This is a genomic window from Nocardia sp. NPDC057272 (assembly GCF_042668615.1).
Classification (GTDB): Bacteria; Actinomycetota; Actinomycetes; order Mycobacteriales; family Mycobacteriaceae; genus Nocardia.
This window is the reverse complement of the sequence record NZ_JBHUYK010000004.1, coordinates 349,487-369,496: the sequence shown is the minus strand read 5'-3', so window position 1 is coordinate 369,496 and position 20,010 is coordinate 349,487. Positions and strand designations below refer to the sequence as shown.

At 69.4% G+C, this 20,010-nt stretch carries 17 protein-coding genes; 11 read left to right on the top strand and 6 right to left on the bottom strand.

The window, feature by feature from the left end:
• Positions 1-14: 14 nt before the first annotated feature.
• On the top strand, positions 15-1,223 hold the full coding sequence (locus tag ACFULV_RS08990; protein ID WP_378627504.1) for a low temperature requirement protein A: 1,209 nt from the start codon (positions 15-17) through the stop codon (positions 1,221-1,223).
• Between the two features lie 100 nt (positions 1,224-1,323).
• Here ACFULV_RS08990 and ACFULV_RS08985 read toward each other — a convergent pair whose 3' ends face one another.
• Together ACFULV_RS08985 and cobG are read right to left on the bottom strand one after the other, a co-directional pair.
• Entirely contained in the window at positions 1,324-2,415 is a 1,092-nt protein-coding gene (locus ACFULV_RS08985; RefSeq protein ID WP_378654786.1) for an RNA ligase (ATP), read from the bottom strand.
• Positions 2,416-2,496: 81 nt separating this feature from the next.
• Positions 2,497-3,780: a precorrin-3B synthase gene (gene cobG / locus ACFULV_RS08980; protein WP_378654784.1), complete on the bottom strand. Its 1,284-nt coding sequence runs from the start codon at positions 3,778-3,780 to the stop codon at positions 2,497-2,499.
• Positions 3,781-3,984: 204 nt separating this feature from the next.
• Between cobG and ACFULV_RS08975 the strand changes: the two genes are divergently transcribed.
• The 5 genes from ACFULV_RS08975 to ACFULV_RS08955 all read left to right on the top strand — a co-directional run bounded on the left by ACFULV_RS08975 (position 3,985) and on the right by ACFULV_RS08955 (position 11,438).
• Positions 3,985-4,659: a hypothetical protein gene (locus ACFULV_RS08975; RefSeq protein ID WP_378654782.1), complete on the top strand. Its 675-nt coding sequence runs from the start codon at positions 3,985-3,987 to the stop codon at positions 4,657-4,659.
• 33 nt (positions 4,660-4,692) lie between these two features.
• Positions 4,693-6,078: a MerR family transcriptional regulator gene (locus ACFULV_RS08970; protein WP_378654779.1), complete on the top strand. Its 1,386-nt coding sequence runs from the start codon at positions 4,693-4,695 to the stop codon at positions 6,076-6,078.
• Positions 6,075-6,557 carry a hypothetical protein gene (locus ACFULV_RS08965; protein WP_378654776.1) on the top strand — a complete coding sequence of 161 codons (483 nt, stop codon included), beginning with the start codon at positions 6,075-6,077 and terminating at the stop codon, positions 6,555-6,557. Before ACFULV_RS08970 ends, ACFULV_RS08965 begins: the two co-directional genes overlap by 4 nt.
• A 272-nt stretch (positions 6,558-6,829) precedes the next feature.
• Positions 6,830-10,492, top strand: a complete 3,663-nt coding sequence (cobN, locus tag ACFULV_RS08960; RefSeq protein WP_378654773.1) for a cobaltochelatase subunit CobN — start codon at positions 6,830-6,832, stop codon at positions 10,490-10,492.
• A gap of 91 nt (positions 10,493-10,583) precedes the next feature.
• Entirely contained in the window at positions 10,584-11,438 is an 855-nt protein-coding gene (locus ACFULV_RS08955; RefSeq protein WP_378654770.1) for an acyl-CoA thioesterase domain-containing protein, read from the top strand.
• Between the two features lie 82 nt (positions 11,439-11,520).
• Here ACFULV_RS08955 and ACFULV_RS08950 read toward each other — a convergent pair whose 3' ends face one another.
• Positions 11,521-11,976 carry a hypothetical protein gene (locus ACFULV_RS08950; RefSeq protein ID WP_378627515.1) on the bottom strand — a complete coding sequence of 152 codons (456 nt, stop codon included), beginning with the start codon at positions 11,974-11,976 and terminating at the stop codon, positions 11,521-11,523.
• Positions 11,977-12,109: 133 nt separating this feature from the next.
• Here ACFULV_RS08950 and ACFULV_RS08945 point away from each other — a divergent pair, with 133 nt between their 5' ends.
• Complete coding sequence (locus ACFULV_RS08945) at positions 12,110-12,952, top strand: NAD-dependent protein deacetylase (RefSeq protein ID WP_378654768.1); 843 nt, start codon at positions 12,110-12,112, stop codon at positions 12,950-12,952.
• 237 nt (positions 12,953-13,189) lie between these two features.
• Complete coding sequence (locus ACFULV_RS08940) at positions 13,190-15,598, top strand: MFS transporter (protein WP_378654765.1); 2,409 nt, start codon at positions 13,190-13,192, stop codon at positions 15,596-15,598.
• A gap of 57 nt (positions 15,599-15,655) precedes the next feature.
• Here the strand turns inward: ACFULV_RS08940 and ACFULV_RS08935 are convergent, their stop codons facing one another.
• Positions 15,656-15,919, bottom strand: coding sequence for a helix-turn-helix domain-containing protein (locus tag ACFULV_RS08935; protein WP_378627518.1), 264 nt, complete (start codon positions 15,917-15,919; stop codon positions 15,656-15,658).
• A 119-nt stretch (positions 15,920-16,038) separates the two neighbouring features.
• Here ACFULV_RS08935 and ACFULV_RS08930 point away from each other — a divergent pair, with 119 nt between their 5' ends.
• A complete protein-coding gene (locus ACFULV_RS08930; RefSeq protein ID WP_378654762.1) occupies positions 16,039-16,854 on the top strand; it encodes a mycofactocin-coupled SDR family oxidoreductase in 816 nt (271 codons plus the stop codon).
• 60 nt (positions 16,855-16,914) lie between these two features.
• Positions 16,915-17,682 carry a type I methionyl aminopeptidase gene (map, locus tag ACFULV_RS08925; protein ID WP_378627521.1) on the top strand — a complete coding sequence of 256 codons (768 nt, stop codon included), beginning with the start codon at positions 16,915-16,917 and terminating at the stop codon, positions 17,680-17,682.
• Between the two features lie 39 nt (positions 17,683-17,721).
• On the opposite strand, the gene ACFULV_RS08920 is transcribed toward map, so the two are convergent.
• Entirely contained in the window at positions 17,722-18,486 is a 765-nt protein-coding gene (locus ACFULV_RS08920) for a 2-phosphosulfolactate phosphatase (RefSeq protein WP_378654759.1), read from the bottom strand.
• 90 nt (positions 18,487-18,576) lie between these two features.
• On the bottom strand, positions 18,577-19,365 hold the full coding sequence (locus tag ACFULV_RS08915) for an AraC family transcriptional regulator (protein WP_378654756.1): 789 nt from the start codon (positions 19,363-19,365) through the stop codon (positions 18,577-18,579).
• A 55-nt stretch (positions 19,366-19,420) separates the two neighbouring features.
• Between ACFULV_RS08915 and ACFULV_RS08910 the strand changes: the two genes are divergently transcribed.
• Positions 19,421-19,990, top strand: a complete 570-nt coding sequence (locus ACFULV_RS08910) for a class I SAM-dependent methyltransferase (RefSeq protein ID WP_378654753.1) — start codon at positions 19,421-19,423, stop codon at positions 19,988-19,990.
• Positions 19,991-20,010: the final 20 nt, after the last annotated feature.

Below are 20,010 nucleotides of genomic sequence, written 5' to 3'. Positions count from 1 at the left end.
CACATACTGGGCCGATGGCACACCCCGAGCACAGCACCGAGGAGCGGCGCGCGAGCTGGACCGAGCTGTTCTTCGACCTGGTCGCCGTGGCGGGTATCGGCCAGCTCACCCACCTGTTGCACCGCGGCCCCTCGCTGGGTGAGTTCGGGCTGTATGTGGTGCTGTACCTGGCCTTCTGGGTGGTGTGGGCCTGTGTCACCGTGTACAGCAACGTCGCGGGCGAGCAGGCGCGCACCACGATGGTGTTCGGGTGCATGTTCGGTCTGTGCGTGATGATGGCCGCCGTCGACGGTGCCCCCGACGAGCACATGAACGTCTTCGCCGCCATCTATGTGCTGGTGCGGGTGGCGTCGTCGTCGGCGTGGCAGCGTGGCCAGATCGTGGTGGACTGGCCGATCGCGCAGATCGGCGCGGGCACCGTGCCCTGGCTGGTGTCGCTGTGGGTGCCCGCACCGTGGAAGTTCGTGCTGTGGGCGGTGGGGCTCGCGATCGACCTGTGGATCATGTTCGCCATCGACTCGGAACGGCTGATGGTCGACGCCGAACGGCGGGTGCGGGCCCGGGTGCGCCGCGGCGGCGGTCGGCCACCACGCGGCGGGCCGGGTCGACGCTCGCGCGAGATGACGCCACCGAAACTGCAAGCGCTGCACGCCGATGCGCCGCACCTGGGGGAACGGCTCGGCCAGTATCTGATCATCGTGCTGGGTGAAGGGGTGATCTCGGTGATCGCGGCGGTGTCGGCGGAGGAATGGACCGTCGCGGTGTGCGTCATCGGGGCGGGATCGTTCCTGTGCCTGATCGCGATGTGGGCGCTGACCTTGCGCTACGGGTTCGTGCCGCGCCTGATGGGAGAGGCGTCGGGCGCTGTCGGTATGCCCTATCAGCGGGTGATGGCCGTGCACTGCGCGATCAGTGGTGCGATCGCGACGGTCGCCGCGGGGTTGGGTCTTGTGGCGGCGCACCCGTCGGGTCATCTGCCCGCCGGGCTCGGCTGGGTGCTCGGTGGCGGTGCCGCCGCTTTCTTCCTGGTGTGCGGCCTCGGTGGGGTGCGCAGCGCCGGGGCAGGGTGGTTGCTGCGGTGGCCGGTGCCGTGCCTGGTGGCGGCGCTCGCGCTCGGTGGGGCGGCGCCGCACATCGGTGGGGTGTGGTTGGTGCTCGGCGTGCTGGTCACCCTCGCCGCCGCGGTGGTCTCGGAGACACTGCGCTCAGCGCGTCCGGCGTAGTCGGCGCGGGATCTGCTGAATGCCGCGCTACGCGTGCACTGTCCCCGTGATCGAGAAGAAATCTGATCGTCGATGGGCAGTGCACGCGTAGCGCCGTGGTTCACTCGTACTCGGTGCCGCCGTCGCGCAACAGGTACGCCTCGGAGACGATCTTGCCGATCGCCCGGCCACCGAGAATCGGCGACGGGCGTTCGGCGGCAGCCCGCACCACCAGGCCCTCGCGGATGTTGGCGCCCGCGCCGCTGACGGTTTCGGTGCCCTCGGCCAACTCCATGAGCAACTCGGCGTCGTAGGCGCCCTCGTAGAGCACCGGCACGCGCGAGACGGTGAGGCCGAGATCGTCGAGCAGGGCGCTGATCTCGTGATGGTCGAGCCAGCGGACCGGCGCCGCGCCCGCGTCCACCGCGATGTCGAACAGCCCGAAGCCGAGCGACTCGTCGTGCGCGGCGGACGCGCCGTAGTGCAGGTCCTGCACGCCCGCGCCGTACACCTCGCCGAACAGGCCGATGCGGTCCGCGTCGAGCGCGGCGGCGAGTTTGCGAGCGGCTTCGTCGAGCCCGTGGGCGCGCATGGCGCGCCAGTACAGGTTGCCGTCGGCCTCGGTCAGCGACAGCGACCGACCACCGACACCCTTGGACGACACCAGGATTCGGTCGCCGTCACGCACATGGGTGAGCAGGCAGGCGGTGCCGTGGATCTTCTCGGTCGCCACCACCGGCTCCCCGGCGGTGAAGATGTCGGGAAACCGCTTGATGTTCTCGACGTCGACCCACCGCAGCAGATCCGGCGCCGACTCGACCTGTCCCGACATCGAGACCGGTACCGGCGGAACCCATTTCACGATCCTCAGCGACTCGGCGAAGTCGGTCCGCTCGAGCGCGGCGGCCGCGAGATCCGCTCCGTCCAGCGCGGCCGGGGTGCACACGATGCCCTGCGACACCTCACCACGCAACCGGACCGCCTTCACCCGATTGCGCAGCGAGCCCGCGAGTTTCCCGGTCAGGCCGAGCTCGGCGATCAGCTCCTCGGGCAGCACCGACTGTTCCGGAATGTAGATCGCGTGATCCCCGGTCGCGAACTGGCCCTTGGCGACCACGGCCCGGTACAGCCCCACCTGGGCCAGCTCGAGCCGATCGGCATTCGGATGTGGCACGACAACGAGCCGCTCGGCCGTCACCTGCAGTGTGGACATGGGAACCCCCTCGTAGTGAGAAGGCAAGGGTACGAAACGATTCCGCGACCGTCGATCGAGTTTCGCTCGGCCGCGGTGGGGTCAGGACGTGGTGGTCGCGTCGTCGGTGTCGACGCGATAGCCGTGATCGGTGGCGACGACATCGGTCACGGGACCGCGTGGGCGACCGCAGCGTCGATCGCACCCGGACCAGTGCTGGCGACCCGCCACGGTGACGGATTCGGCCGGAACGAGTTCCTTCGTGGGCAGCCGCTGCTCGGAAGTCCCGGTGGCGGTGCCGTTCTCGGGATCGGCCGATGCGGCAGTGGTCGACCGCTCGAGTCCGGCCGGCTCGGGGAGAACGCGATCGGATTCGATGGCGGCGGCCAGGTCGGCGCGAACATCGGTGTGCGATTTCGCGCAGCCGGGGCGTCCGGCGCAGGCGCTGACCTGCAACCACGGGGAATTCGCGTCGAAGATCAGACCCATCGGCGCGAGCACGCGCACCACAGTTTCGGCGGGCCCCTCGTCGAGGTCGGTGATCACCAGGCTGCGCCAGGGAGTGATGAAGACGGGCCGTTCGACAGCGGCGAGGAATTCGGTCGTCCTGGCCGACAACGTACCCAGCGGTACCCCGGCGCCGAGCGTGACGCGGCCGTCCTCCTGATCGAGCCAGCCGATCGGAACAGCGTGTGTCGCACCGAGTTCGAGAGGTTCGCCGACGGGAGAGCGGTCGAGCGTCTCGACCACCGATTCGACCCCGCCCGCAATCTCGTGCAACCGCCACTGTCCCGACTCGCTGGTTCCCCGCAGATCGAGAAAGCCGCGCGCCGCGTCGAGCATCACGTCGACCGCTTCGCCCGCGGTGACCCGAAGCCCGGTGTCGGCGCCCGCCAGTAGCAGCGCGAACTCGTCGGCGCCCACCGCCTGAACGCCGATGTCACCGCGCAGCGTGCTCACATCACCGCGTCCGTCGTCGAGGGTGAACAGCACGCGTCCCGGCAGCTGCGCCAGCTGCGGGTCGCCGCGCAATCCGGCGTCGAGGTCGATCGCGAGCCCGTGCACGTCCGCGAACCCGCCGACTCGCCCGGACAGCGGTGAGGCCACGATATTGCGCACCCGCTCGTGGGTCTCGCTGGGCAGCAGACCCGCCTCGTCCAGCCGTTGCGCGAGTTCGGAGGCGTCCCGGACCTGCCGCAGCTGGATATTTCCCCGCGAGGTCAGCTCGAGGTTCCCGTTGCCCAGGTCGCGCGCCGCGTCGGCCAATGCCTGCAACTGCGACGATGTCAACCGCCCGCCCGGCACGCGGATCCGCGCCAACGGCCCGTCGGCAGCTTGATGCAACCGCAGAACCCCTGGGCAAGAATCGGGCGCGCTCCTGGTCATGATGCTCAAGCCTACGACGCACCCGCTACGCCCCGTACCTCAGCGTGATGGGCCGCCGCTCACTCCACCCTGCGGTGCGGTCGACCGGCCGCGCGGCCCGGCGGATGTGACGAGGCCGTCTCGCGTGACACGGCGATTCGCGGGTAGTCGCTAGGGTGAGTGGCGGATCCTTCGCCAGCCGAGTACCGACAGGAGAGTCGCCCCATGCTGCGTGAATTCGTGGACAAGCGTGTCGTTCCCGCGCTCGACAGGGTCGCGCAGGCGCAAGCGCCGGTGGTGCACCGCTACGTCGACTGGCTGGGCCGCAGACACCCGCAGGACGCGCCGGTGGAGATCGTGCAGCGGCTCTCGCGCCAGTACCTGGTGGTCGTCACCGCCAGCGGAGTCACGGTGGGGCTCACCGCCGCGGTGCCGGGGGTGGGCACGGTGCTCGGCCTGGCCGCGACCGGAGTGGACACCCTCGTGTTCCTCGAGGCGTCCTCGGTGCTGTCCGTCGGCGCCGCCGCGGCGTACGGCCTCGATCCCGACGATTCGCGGCAAGCGCGCCTGGTGTCGAAGGTCGTGCTCGGCGACGCGGGCACCAAGGTGCTCGACGAGACCGCGGGCCACAAGACGGGTCAGTGGCTCTCGGTCGTCACCGACCACATCCCCGGTCTGGCGAGCATGCCCGACTCCCCGGCCAAGCGGTTCATCGTCAACTACCTGGTCAAACGCACACTGCTGCTGTTCGGCACCCTGATTCCGGCGGGTATCGGTGCGGTGATCGGTGGCGTCGGCAACAACGCCCTCGGTCAGCTGGTGGTCGCGAACGTGTACCGCAATCTCGGCACGGGTTCCCCGGAGATGGTCGCCGCGGGCACCGACCGATCGACGACTTGACCTTCGACTCACTCGAACCCCGATCATGAACCGGTGCCCGACACCGAGCTGATCACCATCGGAGCCTTCGCCCGCGCCTGCGGCTTGAGCGCCAGTGCCCTGCGCTTCTACGCGGACGCCGGCATCCTCGCCCCCGCCGTCGTCGACGCGGTCACCGGCTACCGCTACTACGCCCCGGAGCAGTCCGCTCCCGCCCGCCTCCTGCGTCACCTGCGCGCGATGGACATGCCACTGCCCGCGGTGACCGCCCTGCTCGCCGAACCCGACCCCGCCCGTGCGCTCGTCCTCCTCGACGAGCACCTCGCCGACCTGGACCGGCACCAGGGCGAGGTCCGCGCCGCCGCCGCGGCCGCCCTCGGCGCCCTCCTGTCCACCCACGGATCGGCGTCCGCATTCGGCGGGAGCGGGCACCGCGACCAGATCTCGGTGCCGACCGGTGATCGAGGCAGTACTCGATCGCCGCTCGTGCGAAACCCGGAGGCGGAGCGAGGTCTGCCGGGAACGCGCGACGACGTGTGGGTGCGCGGACCGGTGCTGGCGGCGGCGATCGACCAGGTCGCGACGGCCACCGTCACCGATCCGGATCTGGCGGTACTCGACACGATGCTGTTCGAAACCGACGGGCACCAGCTGGTCCTCACCGCGACGGATCGCTACCGTCTGGCGACCCGCACCGTCCGCCCCACCCGCGTCGGTGCCGCGGTCTGGGACGCGACGGTGGACGCCGACGACCTCCGTGCGGCCGCGTCCTGGTTGCGTCGCCGGCACGCCGTCGCGATCCGCCCCCATCGCGACAGCATCGAATTCCGCATGGCCACAACGGATTCAGTTGACCGAGACCGCACCGACGGAGACGGTGAGCCGCCGACCCGCCACGCCGCCCAGCCGGACGACACCCGCCGCTGCTGCCGCCGATCGACCCACGACTTCCCCGACTACCGAGCGATGCTGGCCGCGCTCGCCCCGGTGCGCACCCGAGTCGTGCTCACTCGTGCGGCGCTGCTCGACGCCATGGAACACGCCGACTCGCCCACCGTGGTCCTGCGCACGACCGCCACCGGCACCGTATCCGTGACGGCCTCCAGCGCGTGGAGGGAGCACGCCTCACCGACAGTCACCGCCTCGCCAGGCGGCCCTGTCGCGCACGAGAGTTCGAGCGCCGCGGCCGCTGCGTGCCAGGCACCGGAACCGGGTGCGGCGCGGCACATCCCGCAGGCCAGGGCCACCGGCCCTGCCATGACGATCCATTTCGCCGTCACCACCCTCTACCCGGCCGTCGCCACCGCCGTCGGACCCGACGTGATGCTCGACCTCATCGCCCCCGACCAGCCTGTTCTGATCCGCTCCGCCGACGACGGCGACCTGTCGACCCTGGCCATGCCGTGCAGACCCGAACCCGCCGAGGAGACCTCCCGATGACCGCCGCCGACCCGATCATGAACCGAATCACCCAGGGGGTCAACGACTTCCGTATCGGCGACGCCGAACGTGCCCGCACGACTCTGCTCGAGGTCTGGGCCGAGGTGGGCCCCGCCGGTGACCCGCTGCACCGCTGCACCCTCGCCCACTACCTGGCCGACGTCTACGACGACCCGGCCGAAGCCCTGGTCTGGGACGTTCGCGCCCTCGACGCCGCCGACGCCCTCACCGACACCCGCCTGAACGACCACCACGCGGGCCTCCAGGTCGCCGGCTTCTACCCCTCGCTGCACCTCAATCTCGCCGACAACTTCCGCCGCCTCGGCGCGTTCCCCGCCGCCACCCGGCACCTCGACGCCGCCCGCGAACGCCTGGACATCCTTCCGGACGACGACTACGGCGCACTGATCCGCGGCGTCGTCGCCGAGCTCGCCGTGTCCATCGCGGCCGAAGACACCACCCGGCGGCCCACCCATTGACGACAGCGACCGGCTGAGCACCGCCTCGCGGATCGAGATCAGCAGGCAGTGGCGCGGAGCCCTCGCGCCATCGCCTGCTGATCGATTGTCCAGCGGCGGGGAGCGGGCTGGAAAGTTGCGGGCGGGACAGGCCCAGTAGCATCGACTTGCTCGGCGGGCGTCGAGGAAACCGGTGGAAATCCGGTGCGGTCGCGCCACTGTGAACAGCCAGACCCTCCCCGGCGAGCACCGCATACCCCGATGGGCGCGTAACCCGAGGAAGGTCTCACCCTGTGATCCTGCTGCTGTCCACCTCCGACACCGACCTGCTGAGCGCCCGCGCGAGCGGCGCCGAGTACCGCTGGGGCAATCCCGCGCGGCTGCTCGTGGAGGATCTGCCGGAACTGCTCGACGGCGCTGATCTGGTGATCGTGCGAATCCTCGGTGGCAAGCGCGCCTGGGAAGAGGGCCTCGACGCGATCCGGGCGAGCGGCGTGCCGATGGTGGCGCTGGGTGGCGAGATCGCACCCGACGCCGAGCTGATGGAATGCTCGACGGTGCCGGTCGGGGTCGCGGCCGACGCGCACAACTACCTCGCCGCGGGCGGCGCCGAGAACCTGCTGCAGCTGCACAACTTCCTGTCCGACACGGTGTTGCTGACCGGGCACGGTTTCGAACCGCCCGCGCAGCTGCCCACCTGGGGCGAGCTCGACCGGTCCTCGCGGATCCTCGAACCGCACGCCCCGACCGTCGCCGTGGTCTACTACCGCGCCCAGCATCTCGCGGGCAACACCGCCTACATCGAGGCGCTGTGCAAGGCGATCGAGGCCAAGGGCGCTCGCCCGCTCCCGGTCTACGCGGCCTCGCTGCGCACCGCCGAACCCGAACTCCTCAGCCTGCTCGGTCGTGCCGACGCCCTCGTGGTGACCGTCCTCGCGGCGGGTGGCAGCAAGCCCGCGACCGCCTCGGCCGGCGGTGACGACGAGGCCTGGGACGTGGCCGCGCTCGCCGCGCTGGACGTGCCGATCCTGCAGGGCCTGTGCCTGACCAGCGGGCGCGCGCAATGGGAAGCCAACGACGACGGCCTGTCGCCGCTCGACGTCGCGACCCAGGTCGCGGTGCCCGAATTCGACGGCCGCATCATCACGGTGCCGTTCTCCTTCAAGGAGTTCGACGCCGACGGTCTGTCCGCCTATGTTCCCGACGCCGAACGGTGTGCCCGCGTGGCGGGGATCGCTGTCCGGCACGCCCGCCTGCGCCACATCCCGGCCGCGGACAAGCGGATCGCGATCATGCTCTCGGCGTACCCGACCAAGCACGCCCGCATCGGCAATGCCGTCGGCCTCGACACCCCGGCCAGCGCGATCCGCCTGCTCACCGAATTGCGGTCCGCCGGTTACGATCTCGGAGATATCGACGAGATCCCCGGCCTGGTGGAACGAGACGGCGACGCGCTGATCCACGCCCTGATCGCGGCGGGCGGTCAGGACCCGGAGTGGTTGAGCGCGGAACAGCTGGAGGGCAACCCGATTCGCATCGGCGCCGCCACCTACACCCGCTGGTTCGAGTCACTGCCCGAGGATCTGCGCGAGGCCGTCGTCGAGGCGTGGGGGCCGCCGCCGGGCGAACTCTACGTCGACCGGTCGGCCGATCCCAAGGGCGAGATCGTCATCGCCGCACTGCGTTTCGGCAATGTGGTGCTGATGGTGCAGCCGCCTCGCGGGTTCGGGGAGAACCCCGTCGCGATCTACCACGATCCCGATCTGCCCCCGAGTCACCACTATCTCGCCGCCTACCGCTGGCTGTCCGCGCCCGACGGTTTCGGCGCCGACGCGATGGTGCACCTGGGCAAGCACGGCAACCTGGAGTGGCTGCCCGGCAAGACCCTCGGCATGTCCGCCTCCTGCGGTACCGACGCGGCGCTGGGCGATCTGCCGCTGATCTACCCGTTCCTGGTCAACGATCCCGGCGAGGGCACCCAGGCCAAGCGTCGCGCCCACGCCACCCTCGTCGACCACCTGATCCCGCCGATGGCGCGCGCCGAAACCTATGGCGACATCTCCCGTCTGGAGCAGTTGCTCGACGAGCACGCCAACATCTCCGCTCTGGATCCGGCCAAACTGCCCGCCATCCGTCAGCAGATCTGGACGCTGATGCGCGCGGCCGAGATGGACCACGACCTCGGTCTCGCCGAACGCCCCGAAGAGGACGTCTTCGACGACATGCTCCTGCACGTCGACGGCTGGCTGTGCGAGATCAAGGACGTTCAGATCCGCGACGGCCTGCACATCCTGAGCCAGGCTCCCGAGGGGGAGATGGAACTCGACCTGGTGCTGGCCATGCTGCGTGCCCGTCAGCTGTGGGGTGGCGAGCAGAATGTGCCCGGCCTGCGAGAGGCGCTGGGGCTCAGTGAATCCGGCGACGAGGCCCGCGTTCGCGTGGATGTGGTCGAGGCCCGTGCTCGCGAACTGCTCGGTGCGTTGCAGGCGACGGACTGGTCGGTCGACGCGGTCGAGCAGCTGGTCGCGGACTTCGAGACCGCGATCCTGGACGGGCACCGCGCCGCGGCGTCGAGCACGAACCTCGCCGTGGTGGTCGCCGACGCCGAGCGGCTGGACCAGGTCGCCACCATCCTGCGGTTCGCCGCCACCGAGGTCGTGCCGCGCCTGCGTGAGACCAGCATCGAGATCCCGCGTGTGCTGCATGCGCTCAACGGCGGGTTCGTTCCGGCGGGCCCCAGCGGTTCCCCACTGCGTGGTCTGATCAACGTGCTGCCGACCGGTCGCAACTTCTACTCGGTCGACCCCAAGGCCGTCCCGTCGCGGTTGGCCTGGGAAACCGGTCAGGCGATGGCGGAATCGCTGCTGGCCCGCTACCTGGCCGACCACGGCGAGTACCCGAAGTCGGTCGGGTTGTCGGTGTGGGGCACCTCGGCCATGCGCACCTCCGGCGACGACATCGCCGAAGTGTTCGCGCTGCTCGGTGTCCGGCCGGTGTGGGACGAGGCGAGCCGCCGCGTCACCTCGCTCGCGGTGATCGATCTCGACGAACTCGGGCGCCCGCGCGTCGACGTCACGGTTCGCATCTCCGGCTTCTTCCGCGACGCCTTCCCGCACGTGCTGGCGCTGCTCGACGACGCGGTCCGCCTCGTCGCCGATCTCGACGAGCCCGCCGAGTCGAATTACATTCGCGCACACGCGCAATCGGACCTCGCCGAGCACGGTGACACCCGGCGCGCCACCACGCGCATCTTCGGGTCCAAGCCGGGTACCTACGGCGCCGGCCTGCTCCAGCTCATCGATTCCAAGAGCTGGCGCACCGACGACGACCTCGCGCAGGTCTACACCACCTGGGGCGGCTACGCCTACGGCCGCGATCTCGACGGCGCCCCCGCCGCCGACGACATGCGCACCGCGTACAAGCGCATCGCGGTCGCCGCCAAGAACACCGACACCCGCGAACACGACATCGCCGACTCCGACGACTACTTCCAGTACCACGGCGGCATGGTCGCGACCGTCCGCGCGCTGACCGGCAAGAACCCCGAGGCCTACATCGGCGACTCGACCCGCCCCGATGCCGTGCGCACCCGCACGCTCTCGGAGGAGACCGCCCGCGTGTTCCGTGCCCGCGTGGTGAACCCGCGGTGGCTCGAGGCGATGCGCCGGCACGGGTACAAGGGCGCTTTCGAGATGGCCGCCACCGTCGACTACCTGTTCGGCTACGACGCCACCACCAATGTCGTCGCCGACTGGATGTACGAAAAGCTCTCCGAGAGTTACGTGTTCGACGACGTGAACCGCAAGTTCATGGAGCAGTCCAACCCGTGGGCCCTGCACGGCATCGCCGAACGGCTCCTGGAAGCCGCCGAGCGCAAGCTGTGGGAGCACCCCGAGCAGGAGACCTTGGACAAACTGCGGCAGGTCTACCTGGAAACCGAGGGTGAGCTGGAGTGACCGCACTTGCCGCAAAACTGCAACACGTTCTAGTGTGAGGCATGGTGTGCCGCGGCGATCCCGCCCGGCACCCGCGGAGGAAAGGGGCACGATGAGTACCTCCCCTGGCTATTTCACGCACGCGGACGGCGTCTACACGCCGATGCGGTACTCGCTGAGCCTGTGGTCGCCCAGCACGCTGTCCGGGCCGCCGGTGTGCGGGTTGATGGCGCGCGAGGTGGAGGCGGGTTACTGCGCCGACGGATTCGCCCCGGCGCGATTTACCGTCGACCTGCACCGTCCGGTGCCCGCCGTGCCGCTGACCATCGCCAGCGAACTGGTGCGCGACGGAAACCGGGTCCGCTCGGTGTCCATCGTCGTGCGCGCCGACGGCGAGATCGTCGCCCGCGGCAGCGCGCTCCTGCTGAAGCGTTCGACCCAGCCCCCGGGCGAGGTGTGGCGCCCTGACCGGGACCGGCCGCTGCCGCCGCCGAGCGTGCTGGCCACCATCGACCAGACGATGCACCTGTTCGGCAGTGACGGGCAGGGCTGGTCGATGAATATGACCGAACATCAGAACGACGCTCGCAAACGCAAGTGGGTGCGCAATATCCCGGTCGTCGCGGGGGAGCCGTCGTCGCCGTTCTGCTACGCGGCGATGACCGGCGAGCAGACCAGCCTGGTCACCAACTGGGGCACCGAGGGCATCGGTTTCATCAACACCGATGTGTCGATCACGTTCTCGCGCATGCCCGTCGGCGACGAGATGGGCCTCGAGGCGGAGAGCCACCTCAGCGACGACGGGATCGCGGCGGGCGCGGCGGTGCTCTACGACGAGCAGGGCGCGTTCGGCATCTGCACGACGACCGCGCTGGCCAACGAACGCAGGCAGATCCGCGGCGATGTCATCGACGAGCTGTCGGAGTCGTTCGTGGCGGACGCGATCGGGCAGCCGCAGGTCCGGTGAACGCCACCGCGACCGTCGCCGCGCACAGGATCGTGCCGGTCGTCGTGGTGGCGAGCAGGTAGCCCGGCGCGATCGCTGCCGGCTACGCGGAAATCAGGGTCACGATGAGTTCGTCGGCGATCGACTCGGCCTTCACCATGCCGGTGCCCAGGTAGAGGGTGGCCGCGCGGGGGCGGCCGTCGGCCAGCGGTACGACCGAGACCGCGTCGACGCGGCGGCCCGCGAGCTCGTCGTAGGGTGACTCGTCGGTGACGTCGAAGGCGGTGTACTTGCCGGAGTTGGCGACGTATTCGATGTTCACCGGGTCGACCAGCGGCTCGAACGGGTCGCGCCACGGTGCGCCGCCGATGCGCAGTTCCGCACCGTCGACGCCGGCGTCGAAGAGCAGGGTCGAACCGTTGTGGAAGGTGAATTCGATCGGGCCCTCGGTGCGGTCGATCTCGTCGCCCAGGACATAGAACATCCGGCGGACGGCGACGATGGTCCCGTCGACCGCGGCATTGAGCGCGGTGCGGCCGTGCTCATCGGTGTCGGACATAGGTTTTCCTCTGCAGCGGTCGATGCCGGGCGGATGAAACATCATGTCGCCGCGCGCCCACCACACGCAACTCGGCCCCGGCGTGTTCGTCCCGCGCACGACGCGCCGCCGCCCCGCTCGTAGAGTGGAACCCATGGTGGACCACGACACCACCGACGCGGTGGCGCGCGCGGCCGAGTTGCTGCGCGGGCGCCGCACTGTGGTGATCTCCGGCGCCGGGCTGAGCACCGACAGCGGGATTCCCGATTACCGTGGTCCCGGCTCGCCGCCGCGCACGCCGATGACCTATCAGCAGTTCGTCGGTGACCCGGTGTTCCGGCAGCGGTATTGGGCGCGTAACCACATCGGCTGGCGGCGGATGGACGCTGCCCGGCCCAACCCCGGTCATCGCGCTGTCGCGCGGCTCGAGCGGGCGGGCGTGGTGTCGGGAGTGATCACCCAGAACGTGGACCTGCTGCACATGAAGGCGGGGGCGCGTCAGGTGATCGATCTGCACGGAACGTACGCGCGAGTGCGTTGCCTGCGGTGCGAGAATCTGATCTCCCGAATGACCCTCGCGCAACACCTCGAGGCGGCCAATCCCGGTTTCGCGGAAAATCTTTCGGCGGGCGCCACCGGTATCGAAGTGGCACCCGACGCGGACGCCGTGGTGACCGATACCGATCGATTCCGGATGGTCGATTGCCTGGCATGCGGCGGAATGCTCAAACCCGACATCGTGTATTTCGGCGAGAATGTGCCGCCGGACCGGGTGGCAGCCGCTTTCGGCATGGTCGAACGAGCGCAGGCGATACTGGTGGCCGGTTCCTCGCTGACGGTGATGTCGGGCCTGCGATTCGTGCGCAGAGCCGCGAAAAGCGGTGTGCCAGTGGTGATCGTGAATCGTGGACGTACCCGCGGCGACGACCTCGCCACCCTCCGGATCGACGCGGGCTGTTCGGAAACTCTGTGCGCGCTGGCCGAACTCGGCTGCTGAATTCCCGCATGCCGAACTGACAGTTCACTGCCCCGCGGCCTATCGTTTCCGTGTGAAATGAACGGTAACTTGATCCCTCGGTGAAGGCGGCGAATCCGACGTGGGTAAGCTCTGCGCACCAGTGCATGAAGAGTTCCACCCGCGGCGCAATGTTTTCCTCGCAGCGGGGTTGTCGGCCCTCGTGTGGGCCGAATGATCGACCCCCACTTGCCAGCCGATCAGAACCAGGGCTTTTCCATGACCGATACCGTCGTTGCCGAATCACGCCTCACGCACCGCCAGACACTCACCATTCTGTCCGGGCTGCTACTGGGGGTGTTCCTCGCCGCGCTCGACCAGAACATCGTCAGCGTCGCCATCGTCCGGATCGCGAACAGTCTCGACGGGTTCGACGAACAGGCATGGGCGACAACGGCATACCTGATCACCGCCACCGTCACCACGCCGCTCTACGGCAAGCTCGCCGACATCTACGGGCGCAAACCGTTCTATCTGCTGGCGATCGCCCTGTTCGTGATCGGTTCGGCCGCCTGCTGCTTCGCGACCACCATGTATCAGCTGGCCGGGTGCAGGGCCTTCCAGGGGCTGGGCGCGGGCGGGTTGATGTCGCTGGCGTTCACCATCGTCGGTGACATCGTGCCGCCGCGCGAACGGGTCCGCTACCAGGGGTATTTCCTCATGGTGTTCGGCATCGCGACAGTGCTCGGCCCGGTGGTCGGTGGCTTCCTGTCCGACTACGAGAGCCTCGGTGGCATCGAGGGCTGGCGCTGGGTGTTCCTGGTGAACGTGCCCGTCGGGGTGCTGGCGTTCCTCGTGGTCGCGAAGGTGCTGAACGTGGGGCACACCCGCCAGCGCAGCCGGATCGACTGGTTCGGCGCGATCACCCTCATCGTGGGTGTGGTGCCGCTGCTGATCGTGGCCGAGCAGGGTCGGATCTGGGGATGGACCGAGCCGAAATCGCTGCTCTGCTACGGCATCTGCGCGGGCGGTCTGCTGCTGTTCGTCCTGGTCGAATTCCTCATGAAGGACTCGGCGCTGATCCCGCTGCGGCTGTTCCGCAGCTCCACGTTCAGCATCGCGATCCTCGGCGGGTTCCTCGTGGGCGTCGCGATGTTCGGCGCGATCACGATGGTTCCGCAGTATCTGCAGGTCGTGCGTGGTTTCTCGCCGACCGAGGCGGGGCTGCTGATGTTGCCGCTGGTCCTCGGGATCATGGTGGGCGCGCAGATCTCGGGGCTGATCACGAAAGCCACCGGGCGCTACAAGGTGCTGCCGGTACTCGGCGCGCTGATCCTGGCGATCGGGTGCGCGCTGTTCGCCAGGATCACCTACGACGGTCCGCTGTGGCAGCCGCTGGCCTTCAGCGCGATCATGGGTTTCGGGCTCGGCGGCTGCATGCAGACGCTGGTCATCGCCGCGCAGAACGCGGTCGGGCGCACCGAGATGGGTGTGTCGACCGCGGCGGCGACGTTCTTCCGTCAACTCGGCGGGACCCTCGGGGTCGCGGTGTTCCTGACCGTGCTGTTCGACCGCCTGCCCGCGTCGATCCTGGAAGCCTTCGGAGGGAGTCTGCCGCCCGGATTCGACGGCGCGCGCCTCGAAGGGCTGTTGAGCGATACCAGCGGCATCGCCACGCTGCCCGACGAGTTGCGGATCCCGATCCTCGAAGGATTCACCGACTCGATGCACAGCGTGTTCCTGCTCGCCGCCGACCTCGCGGTGGTGGCCTGCCTGGTGCTGGTCTTCATGAAAGAGATTCCGCTGCAGGAGGATCCGGCGCCGGACGATCGGTCCGATGCCACCGCGCTGCGCGATGTGAGCCTGCACGACGCGCACGAGATGGCGGGCGAACTGCACCCCGTCGCCACCGGTCGGGTGATCGCGGGGCTGTTGCGACGCGACGACGCGCGCCCGGTACCCGCCGCGACGCTCACCCTGATCGATCAGCACGGGCATCAGGTGGCCCGCGGCAACGGCGACGCCGACGGCGCGTACGTGATCGAGGCGCCCCGGCCGGGCAACTATGTACTCATCGCCGCGGCGGCCGGTCATCAGCCCGAAGCGGTGAGCGTGTCGGTCGGGGAGCGCGCCCAGCACGTCGACCTGATGCTCACCGGCGCGGGTGAACTCACCGGGATCGTGCGATCGGCGCGGCGCGGCGAACCGCTCTGGGGCGCCACGATCACGCTGACCGATCCCGAGGGCGAGGTGGTGGGCGCGGCGATCACCGGCGAAGACGGCACCTACGTGTGCCGCGACGTCGTGAGCGGTACCTACACCCTGGTCGCGGTCGCCGATCACATGCGGCCGGCGGCAGTCGCGCTGACCGTGCCGGAGACGGGCTCGCTGCATCGTGACATCGACCTCGAACCGATGGCCATCCTCCTCGGCTCGGCGTGGGTGGACGGCGACCGCCCCGTCCCCGACGTGCAGATCACGGTCCTGGACTCGGGTGGCGATCCGGCAGCGACGGCCCGTACCGACGAGAAGGGGCGATACCTGGTGCCGGACCTGCCGGAGGGGGAGTACACGGTGGTCGCCCGCGGCTACCCGCCCGTCGCGAGTCAGGTATCGGTGACCCGCGGCGAGATCACCCATGATGTGACGCTGGGATACGAGAACGAGGAGTCGATGAACCGCCGGTAGGCGGGTCGAGCGCAGCATCGGGCAGTGTGCGCGGCGTGCCGCGCAGGCCGTCGCCGATCAGGCGGACTCAGCGACCTGTTCGTCGCGGTAGGACTCGGCCAGCTCGGTCAGGGGAATCGAGAGGGCCTCGGCCAGGCCGACGACCGTGCCGAAGGCCGGTGAGGGCAGCCGTCCCGACTCGATCTTGCGCAGCGTCTCCGGGGAAATACCCGCTCGCAGGGCCACCTCGGCGAGGTCGCGGTCGCCGCGAGCGGTGCGCAGGCGGCGGCCGAGACGGCGGCCTGCTTCGACCTGCGCGGGGCTGAGCGGGAGTCGGACCATGCGACCGATGGTATGTCCTCGGGAACGCGATGGCCAAGCTGAGTAGGGATCTCCGTTTTCGCCTCGCCCGGACGGTGGCGGTGGTAGGTGTCAGGGGAGGACATCGAAGTTCGAAAGGTATGGGTATGACACGACGGTTCGAGGGCAAGGTCGTTTTCGTGACGGGAGCGGCGCGCGGGCAGGGCAGGGCCGAGGCGGTGCGTTTCGCCGAGGAGGGTGCCGACGTGATCGCGATCGACGCGTGCGCGGAGTTCGCCAGCACCAGCTACGCGGGCGCGACGGAGGCGGATCTGGCCGAGACCGTGAAGCTCGTCGAAGCGGCGGGCGGCAAGATCGTCGCGAGCAAGGTCGATGTGCGCGATTTCGACGGGCTGTCCGCGGCGCTGGCGGCGGGCATCGAGCAGCTGGGCAGACTCGATGTGGTGGTGGCCAACGCGGGCATCTGTTCGGCGGCGATGTCGTGGGAGATCACCGCCGAGCAGTGGCAGGAGACCATCGACGTCAACCTGACGGGCGTCTTCCATACCGCGAAAGCCGCTGTGCCCCACCTGATCGCGCAGGGCGAGGGTGGCGCGATGGTGTTCACCAGTTCGGTGGCGGGTCTGAAGGGCACGCCGTTCACCGGCCACTATGTCGCGACCAAGCACGCGATCACGGGTCTGGCCAAGACGATGGCGAACGAGCTCGGCGGGCACCGGATCCGGGTGAACACCGTCCATCCCGCGGGCGTGGCGAGCGGCATGCAGATCAACGAGATGGGCCCGCTGTTCGAGGAGTACGGTGCCACTCTCGCGCCCATCTTCATGAACGCCCTGCCCAGCCACATCTGTCAGCCCGAGGAGATCGCGGCGACCGTGGCCTGGTTGTGCTCGTACGAGGCGAGCCAGATCACCGGTGCGCAGATTCCGGTGGACATGGGCAACCTGAACCGCTGATTTTGGTATTTTTATACCGGCGCGGCTAGTGTCGGTATGAAAATACCAATTGGAGGCGTGATGGTGGAGCTGAAATCACCCGCGGAGATCGAGCGCATGCGGGTGACCGGCCGGTTCGTCGCCGACGTGCTGGCCGGGGTGCGCGACCGCGCGGCGGTCGGGGTGAACCTGCTCGAACTGGAAGCGTATGTGCGGGAACGGATTCGCGAGCGCGGGGCCGTGTCGTGCTACTGGGACTACTCGCCGTCGTTCGGGCGCGGGCCGTTCCGCAATACGGTGTGTCTGGCCGTGAACGATGCTGTGCTGCATGGGCTTCCGCACGACTACGTCTTGCGCGACGGCGACCTGCTGACGGCCGATCTCGCCGTGTCGATCGACGGCTGGGTCGCCGACTCGGCGATCTCGTTCATCGTCGGTACCCCCTCGCCCGCGGACCAGCGACTGGTCCGGGCCACGGAAGAGGCCCTGACCGCCGGCATCGCGGCCGCACAACCCGACAACCGGATCGGCGATATCTCCGCCGCGATCGCGAACGTCGCTCGCGGGTACGGATACCCGGTCAATACCGAGTTCGGCGGGCACGGGCTCGGGCGGACGATGCACGAGGATCCCCATATCGCCAACGACGGCAGGGCCGGGCGCGGGTTCCGGCTGCGGCCCGGTCTCACGGTGGCCATCGAGCCGTGGTTCGCGGCGAGCACGGCGAAGGTCTACACCGACGCCGACGGATGGACCATCCGCTCGGCCGACGGCTCCCGCTGCGCGCACAGCGAGCACACCATCGCCGTCACCGCCGACGGCCCACGGATCCTCACTTCCCAAGACTGATCGATCGGCCCCGGACGCGCCGAAGCTCGCGGGCCCTTGCTAGCGGGGTCGGCGGTCGACGAAGGCGTTGCCGGTGAGAACCGGGACGGTGGTGTCGGCGTCGCGTTCGATCGCGATGGCCACATCGTCGGCGAAGCCGATCGCGGTGAGTTCGCGGCCGGACGCGCATTCCGTGATCAGCGCGCCCACGTCGGCTGTCGTCTCGAATGCTGCCGCAGCCGTGTGTGTTTCGGGGGACGGAGTAGTGATTCCGCGATCGATCAGCGCGGCGGCGAGCGCACCGGCACCGAGCCAGTCCTCGAGCGCGGGCCGCACGGTGTCGGTGCCCGGCCAGTGCTCGCCCGCCGCGATGATCGCGATCGGTCGATCGGGAGTGCCCCAGTGCTGGGCGACGAGCCAGTCGGCGACCGCGCTGACATTGCGCAGGCAGGCGGCGACGACCGGCGTCTCCTCGACAGCGGCGGCGATGGTGGAACCGTTGGGCGAGGGCAGCACCAGGCGTGGCGTGAACGGCGCGCGCCGGATCGCCGCCGGCGACAGCGACCACGGACCGGCCTCCCGCCGTCCGACGGCCAGTTCGGCGGCATTCTCCGCGGCGAAGGCCCGCGCCGACTCGTCACGCCACCGATACGGGTACACCGCGGTACCCGCGGCGGTAGCGACGGACACCGACGTCGTGAACGACAACACGTCGATCACCACCAGACACCCGGCCCCGGGCCCGAGTACCGCCGCGCCGGTTCGCCCCCACTCCACCCGAATCCCGAATCCGTCCTGCCGTGCCCACTGCGGTGCCGATCGCACGCTGACCTCCCGATAGCCGAATTCGCCAGTCCACCACGGCGATCGATGATGCGCCACCGCTGGGCTCACCACGCGTGAAACCCCGGCCGATCAGGACGGCCGATTGCCACCGGAGCCGGCGAAGTACTGTCCCGGCGACGTGCCGACGGCCCGCCGGAACGCCGCCACATACGCGCTCGCGCTGCGATAGCCGACCCGGGCGGCGATGCGGGTCACCGGTACACCGTCGGCCAGCGGGGTCAGCGAGGCCGCCAGGCGGATCTGGGTCCGCCATTGCGCGAAGGTCAGGCCGGTCTCGGCGCGGAACGCGCGAGCCAGGGTGCGCGAGCTGGCCGCGGCATGCCTGCCCAGTTCGGCGAGGGTGCGGTCGTCGGCGGGATTGTCGAGCAGGACCTCGGCGACCACGCGTGCACGGGGGTCGCTCGGCAGTGGCGCGCCGACCGGAATGACCTCGACCGGCTCGAGCAGATCGAACACCATCGCTTCGGCCCGCGTCCGTCCGTCGTCTGTCAGCTGCCGTGCTGTCATGTGGTCGAAGAGTTCTCGCAGGAGCGGGGAGACACTCAGCAGCGTGGGCCCGGGAAACAGTGCCGGGCACCGGTCGGGTTCGACGAAGATGCCGCGCATATCGGCCCCGGCCGTCGTTCCGGTGCGATGCGCGACGCCGCCGGGGATCCACAGGGCTCTGGTCGGCGGCAGCACCCAGTGGTTGGCGCCGATGTCGATCCCGATGACTCCTCTGCCCGCCCAGGCGATCTGATGCTGGGGGTGGCGGTGCTCATCGAACCAGTATCCGGCGGGCAGGATTCCCGCGCCGAGCACCATGGCCGTCGGACCGGTGTCCGCGGCCAGCAGCAGGTCATGTCCGTTCTGCGACATAGTCTGTCAGCGTAGTGACTGTCAGCCACGGCCCCCGGCTCCTACCGTCGTAGCTATGGCGATGAATTACTGGCACAGGCTGTTGTGCAGGTCCACGGCGTGGGAATGGGTGACGGCGACGAAGATCGTGCCGTGGGTGATGCGCGACATCGACCTCGGGGCGTCCGCGTTGGAGATCGGCCCGGGTTTCGGCGCGAACATAGCGCCACTGCGCGACCGCACGGCCTCGCTCACCGGTCTGGAAATCGACCCCGTGCTGGCCGCGCGCCTGCGCACCCGGTTCGCGCGGGATCTGCGGGTGCTCGACGGTGACGCGACCGCGATGCCGTTGCCGGACAAGGAGTTCGACTCCGTGGTCTGCTTCACGATGCTGCACCACGTCCCCTCACCCGCACAGCAGGACGACCTGTTCGCCGAAGCGCTGCGGGTGTTGCGACCCGGCGGGGTGTTCGCCGGGTCGGACGGACTCGACAGTCCGCTGTTCCGGCTCCAGCATGTGGGGGACACGTGCGTACCGGTCCCGGCGGACACGCTCGCCGACCGGCTGGCGGTCGCGGGATTCACGGGCATCGACGTGCAAACCGGCCTCGGAATGTTCCGGTTCCGGGCCGAGCGGCCCCGCTGACCCTTCGCTCGGAGCTTGCT

Excerpts from the sequence above, each read along its gene's own strand:
- ACFULV_RS08975 (WP_378654782.1), top strand. The coding sequence starts at position 3,985 with ATGCTGCGTGAATTCGTGGACAAGCGTGTCGTTCCCGCGCTCGACAGG.
- ACFULV_RS08965 (WP_378654776.1), top strand. The coding sequence starts at position 6,075 with ATGACCGCCGCCGACCCGATCATGAACCGAATCACCCAGGGGGTCAAC.
- ACFULV_RS08930 (WP_378654762.1), top strand. The coding sequence starts at position 16,039 with ATGGGTATGACACGACGGTTCGAGGGCAAGGTCGTTTTCGTGACGGGA.
- ACFULV_RS08985 (WP_378654786.1), bottom strand. The coding sequence starts at position 2,415 with ATGTCCACACTGCAGGTGACGGCCGAGCGGCTCGTTGTCGTGCCACAT.
- ACFULV_RS08945 (WP_378654768.1), top strand. The coding sequence starts at position 12,110 with ATGGTGGACCACGACACCACCGACGCGGTGGCGCGCGCGGCCGAGTTG.
- ACFULV_RS08955 (WP_378654770.1), top strand. The coding sequence starts at position 10,584 with ATGAGTACCTCCCCTGGCTATTTCACGCACGCGGACGGCGTCTACACG.
- ACFULV_RS08940 (WP_378654765.1), top strand. The coding sequence starts at position 13,190 with ATGACCGATACCGTCGTTGCCGAATCACGCCTCACGCACCGCCAGACA.
- ACFULV_RS08915 (WP_378654756.1), bottom strand. The coding sequence starts at position 19,365 with ATGTCGCAGAACGGACATGACCTGCTGCTGGCCGCGGACACCGGTCCG.
- ACFULV_RS08990 (WP_378627504.1), top strand. The coding sequence starts at position 15 with ATGGCACACCCCGAGCACAGCACCGAGGAGCGGCGCGCGAGCTGGACC.
- ACFULV_RS08935 (WP_378627518.1), bottom strand. The coding sequence starts at position 15,919 with ATGGTCCGACTCCCGCTCAGCCCCGCGCAGGTCGAAGCAGGCCGCCGT.
- ACFULV_RS08910 (WP_378654753.1), top strand. The coding sequence starts at position 19,421 with ATGGCGATGAATTACTGGCACAGGCTGTTGTGCAGGTCCACGGCGTGG.
- ACFULV_RS08950 (WP_378627515.1), bottom strand. The coding sequence starts at position 11,976 with ATGTCCGACACCGATGAGCACGGCCGCACCGCGCTCAATGCCGCGGTC.
- cobG (WP_378654784.1), bottom strand. The coding sequence starts at position 3,780 with ATGACCAGGAGCGCGCCCGATTCTTGCCCAGGGGTTCTGCGGTTGCAT.
- map (WP_378627521.1), top strand. The coding sequence starts at position 16,915 with ATGGTGGAGCTGAAATCACCCGCGGAGATCGAGCGCATGCGGGTGACC.